At 48.8% G+C, this 5,190-nt stretch carries 3 protein-coding genes and 1 pseudogene; 2 read left to right on the top strand and 2 right to left on the bottom strand.

Annotated elements, in window-relative coordinates; all coding sequences use genetic code 11:
• Positions 1–213 (bottom strand): hypothetical protein (locus J7438_RS24425; protein ID WP_209278661.1); only part of this gene is annotated, 213 nt, incomplete at its 3' end.
• A 238-nt stretch (positions 214–451) separates the two neighbouring features.
• Between J7438_RS24425 and J7438_RS24420 the strand changes: the two are divergent.
• Together J7438_RS24420 and J7438_RS24415 are read left to right on the top strand one after the other, a co-directional pair.
• Positions 452–595, top strand: a pseudogene (locus J7438_RS24420) (IS110 family transposase); the annotation flags it as partial.
• Positions 596–925: 330 nt separating this feature from the next.
• On the top strand, positions 926–3,634 hold the full coding sequence (locus tag J7438_RS24415) for an RAP domain-containing protein (protein WP_209278660.1): 2,709 nt from the start codon (positions 926–928) through the stop codon (positions 3,632–3,634).
• A 530-nt stretch (positions 3,635–4,164) separates the two neighbouring features.
• On the opposite strand, the gene J7438_RS24410 is transcribed toward J7438_RS24415, so the two are convergent.
• On the bottom strand, positions 4,165–5,190 hold a 1,026-nt coding region (locus J7438_RS24410; protein ID WP_209278659.1), incomplete at its 5' end, for a hypothetical protein.

Raw genomic sequence — 5,190 nt, 5'->3', positions numbered from 1 at the left:
CAGTCGCCCAATACCTTCCAGTGCTTTATCGGGATCAATACTGAAGTGAGGATCTTCCATCGGAATCAATGATTTCGCAAATGCTTTAGCAACAGCAACGCCATGGCCGAGCCAGGAATGTTCGACGCCATTCCCTGAACATTGTGAAGCGCTGTCACAAACTGATTGCTGAATGGGTTTCTGAGTGGGTTGCTGGATGGCTTGTTGAATCATAACAGGACTCTTGATGTTGTAATGCATAACAGTACGTTAGAAAGTGCATAAAACATTTCTACTCCCTTATTCGTCCATGCAGTGACGTAAAGGTTCCCGGGTTATGTTTTTTTAAGAGTACGCGATGCCTATGTTGAAGGTGTCGTGATATTTTTATAGTTGAATGGTTGTATGACCAATGAACATTAACGACAAAAGGCGTTTTGACCACTCCATCTTATTTTTTTCGTTTACTGAGCTTGGGCATAACGTTCGCATAATCGCTCCCCAGTTCGTAAAACCATACGTAAAGTCAAACAAGAATGATGCTGCTGATGCTGAAGCTATCTGTGAAGCAATGCAGCGCCCCAGCATGCGTTTTGTACCAACCAAAACTAATGAAGCTTGCAAACTTTTGCTAACCGGTGGCAGAACCGTTGTCAGGGTAGCCGATAAACACGACGATCGACGTAATAACTGGATTAAAGAGCTTGACCAGCGCAGGGGCAAGAATAAATCAGCGGTGGCAGTTGCCAATAAGAATGCTCGCAATGCGGGGCGGACCATATATGACCCCGATTTTCCAGGGGCTTTCACCCTTAACATCTTGCCGATTTATCTCGGCACGCTAAGCGCTAATCAAACCAGAGTTTATAGACATTTCAGCAAGATGAACTATAAACAGTACAGTAGTCTACTTTTTATATTTTTTATGAATTAATGAAATATAATTATGGATAGAGACACTGCTGGTATAAGTTGGAAATACACGACATCAGGTAATAATTATAAACAACCGGATAATCATGCCGATACTGCAAGGAGTGGGCGATACAGGCATGGCACAGTCAGGCAGGCAAATACTCCACTCTCCTCTATCCCAATGCGTAATGAATTTTATCATACTTCTGACGCATGTTCTGCTCACTATCCACCAAAACATTCAGTAAAACCTGTTTATGATTTTAATGCTCTTATCACACAAGAAAAAATGGATTGGCTGGTAAGGATATCTGCTCGTTATGGTGATCGGTATGATGGTAAAAAACATGGTCAATTTGCCAGTTCAATTAAACAATTCACATCAGCGTCAAAACGCCCTTTACATCATAGTGAACAACGCCAACTGATACCATTGTTGCATGATTTTAAAGCGACACCCGGGTGGACTTGGCAAAGCCTGACGACAACGCTTCATTCATTTACTTCAGCGGGTGTTTTTACCCCTCATAAATACATGAATGAGGGGGATAAGGAAACTCAAGCGGCTTTACTGTCAACTTTGCTTGATAAAGTAATACTAAAGTGCAATAAAAAACCCGAAGCCAGGGATATTGATGCACAAGGTATCACCAACCTGCTGTGGGCCGAAGCGAAACTGGTGGACAACGGGCTGGCGCTGGAGAAGACACCGAGGCTAAAAGCAGCCGTTGCCGCGCTGTTGCCCCATGTAAAAACCAAAGCCGAATCAAAAGAAGAGAAAGACCATTTCAAGCCACAGGAAGTCGCCAACCTGCTGTGGGCCGTGACGAAACTGGTGGACAACGGGCTGGCGCTGGAGAAGACACCGAAGCTTATAGAAGCCGTGGCCGCACTTTTGCGCCATGTGAAAACCAAAGCCGAATCAAAAGAAGAGAAGGACCACTTTAATCCTCAGCATATCGCCAACCTGCTGTGGGCTGTGGCGAAACTGGTGGACAACGGGCTGGCGCTGGAGAAGACACCGAAGCTCAAAGAGGCCGTGGCTGCGCTGTTGCCCCATGTGAAAACCAAAGCCGAATCAAAAGAAGAGCAAGACCACTTCAACACTCAAGGTACCGCTAACCTGCTGTGGGCCGTGGCGAAACTGGTGGACAACGGGCTGGCGCTGGAGAAGACACCGAAGCTCAAAGCGGCCATGGCCGCGTTGTTGTGCCATGTGACAACCAAAGCCAAATCAAAAGAAGAGCAAGACCACTTCAACACTCAAGGTACTGCCAACCTGCTGTGGGCCTTGGCGACACTGGTGGACAACGGGCTGGCGCTGGAGAAGACACCGAAGCTCAAAGAGGCCGTGGCCGTGCTGTTGTACCATGTGAAAACCAAAGCCGAATCAAAAGAAGAGAAAGACCACTTTATTTCTCAGCATATCGCCAACCTGCTGTGGGCGGTGGCGAAACTGGTGGACAATGGGCTGGCTCTGAAGAAGACACCGAAGCTCAGAGACGCCGTGGCTGCGCTGTTGCCCCATGTGAAAACCAAAGCCGAATCAAAAAAAGAGAAGGACCACTTGAATCCTCAGAATATCGCCAACCTGCTGTGGGCGGTGGCGAAACTGGTGGACAACGGGCTGGCGCTGGATAAAACACCGAAGCTCAAAGAGGCTGTGGCCGCGCTGTTGCCCCTTGTGAAAGCCAAAGCCGGATCAAAAGAAGAGAAAGACCACTTCAACACTCAAGCTACCGTCAACCTGCTGTGGGCCGTGGTGACACTGGTGGACAACGGGCTGGAGCTGGAGAAAACAGCAAAGCTCAAAGAAGCCCTGGCCGCGCTGTTGTACCATGTGACAGCCAAAGCCGAATCAAAAGAAGAGAAAGACCTCTTTATACCTCAGCATATCGCCAACCTGCTGTGGGCCGTGGCGAAACTGGGTGAGGCCATTGAGCTGCACCTGGTTCAATCTACGTTCGATGCTCTTGTGGACAGAATCAGTGAAAACCCTCAACTCTCTGAGCAAGAGATATCGATGTCTCTCTGGGGAGTCATGGTATTCTGTGCCAGATTTTATCTGGACTCAGGTAGCAATGATAAAAACCCGCTTGAAAAGCACATAGGTGAACTATTTTCTCGCCTGGAAATTACATCCCCGGGCAATACAGAGGGTCGAACCGTCATTGCCATGGCCGCAAATTGGCTTGGGAGATCGTGTCCAGTTACCCCCCATTACCGGACAACCATTTCTCAATCTCAATCCACCTTCCACAATCAACTCCAATCAAGCCTTCCGTCTTTGAAGATTGAAGAAGAAAAAAGTCTGAACTCATTACCTCCGGTTGACCTGCTTCTGCCAGATTACAGCATGGTTATCGACGTTCAGGGACCTTCTCATTACGTGGATGGTGATTTCAAAACCAGGAATGGTTCGACTTTACTGAAAATCGCCCTGCTGCAAAAATTAGGATTTGAGGTCATTGAAATCCCGGTGAACAAGTTTGATAACCACAATTCAATGAAAATAGTGATTGATCAAATAAAGACAAGGTTAGCCGTCCCGCCAGAGGCCCATGGCTCTGTGTCACTTAACAGCGGCGAGGTGTCAGCAGATGAGGCATACGTTACTGCCGATGAAGGAGGGCAATTCTCAGATGACTGTTACTTTACCGCCGAAGAACATGTAGAAGAGCAAACAGATAAACCAAAAAAGAGAAAAAGGAAGAGAAAAGAAGCCAGTAAGAACTCATAATGGGGATAATGATCGGAGAAAGTTTCAGGGCTTCGGCACACAAAACCAAAGGAAGCACATACAACTAGAGAACTGCGAATTTGATCTATAAAATTCGTCGGTCACAGTAGGAATGGCGGTCACCCGCCACCCCCTGCGCAGATCCGTACTTGCACTGCTAGCGCATACGGCTCCTACCTCGAGTATTTAACGTCAAACCGTTGCTCCGGCCATGGATGAAGAACTTTTACTTTAGGCAACACAGTGTTGAGATAGTCTTTGATCTTGCTCAATGTCGCTCGCATTCGCTCTTTGCTGGTTCGTCTGACAATGTTGAAGTTTCCACTGCTTCGACTAATAAATATTTGATAATAGCGGCGATATCACCGATCCCTGTGGCATCCCCCTTATGCTTCGAACTCTGTAGAGGGAAAACAGGAAGAATCAGCAGCAGCCTGATCGTTCTGACATTCTGGTGCGAAAAGGCGACTGTTCAGTGATGGTCGCCTTTTTTAAAGGCTCCAATACAGGGGACTTTCTGAATAAATAAGTTACAAACGTTTGTCCAGCTCAGTTACTCTGTCAGTCACTACCTGGCTCATTTTATGGGCTGGTTCCTGCGCAGGAACACTCTGCCTGTTCATTCGTTCTCTGGTTCCCTGAATACCCTGTGATACCGAGTTGACCGCAGCGCTAGCCAGTTCTCTACCACGAGTCAGTGGTTTCATCGCCAGCTCCTGGCCACGCGCCCCATCCCGGTAACCGGTAATCCATTGATAGCTTGAATAGCCGACAATCCCCAATCCCACAAGGGCACCTATGGTAATGCCCGCCGTCGTAGCGGCTGATGATGCTGTAGCGGCAGCTAACGCCGCCTCAGCTGTTGACTCTGTAGCGGCAGTTGACGCCGATGCGGTTGTTGGCACTGTAGCGGCATTTACCGGGCAAACATCACCGTACGAAAAATCCAACGCATCATCCAGAAATTCAGTTCCCGAAGCGCAATTGGCTGTTAACACGCGTGGGTCAGCTTTTTGGCAAAGAAGCTGCTCATTGGATTCAGGTCCAAAATCCTTTTTCATGATGACATAGCTATTCACCGCCGTGGTGTTGGCAACCGTTCCTAAATCGGTAACCAGCCCCCCCCCGATGCCGGCGTTTGACTTAAAACCCCTGGTTTCGACCGTGCTGTTCACCGCCGTGGTGTTGGCAACCTTTCCTTGATGGAAAACCGCCCCCACCCCGATGCCGGCGTGTGCATCAGTACTCAAGGTTTTGACCGTGCTGTCCACCGCCGTGGTGTTGGCAACCTTTCCTTGACGGAAAACCGCCCCCACCCCGATGCCGGCGCCGGCAAGTTCACCCGAGGTTTCGACCGTGCTGTTCACCGCAGTCGTGTTGGCAACCGTTGCTTCTCCGGAAACCAGCCCTACCCCGATGCCGGCGTGTGCAAATTTACCCGAGGTTTCGACCTTGCTATTCACAGCCGTGGTGTTGGCAACCGCTCCTCCATCGTCAACCCACCCCCCTCCAATGCCAGCGGATGCATTATCACCCGAGGTTTCGACCTTGCTATT

The organism is Thalassotalea sp. G20_0, assembly GCF_017744175.1.
GTDB lineage: Bacteria > Pseudomonadota > Gammaproteobacteria > Pseudomonadales > Endozoicomonadaceae > Endozoicomonas.
The sequence above is the reverse complement of the archived record's forward strand: the minus strand, read 5'-3'. Positions and strand labels throughout refer to the sequence as shown.

What these genes read in the sequence shown, in the direction of transcription:
- J7438_RS24415 (WP_209278660.1), top strand. Translation starts at nt 926, where the DNA reads ATGGATAGAGACACTGCTGGTATAAGTTGGAAATACACGACATCAGGT.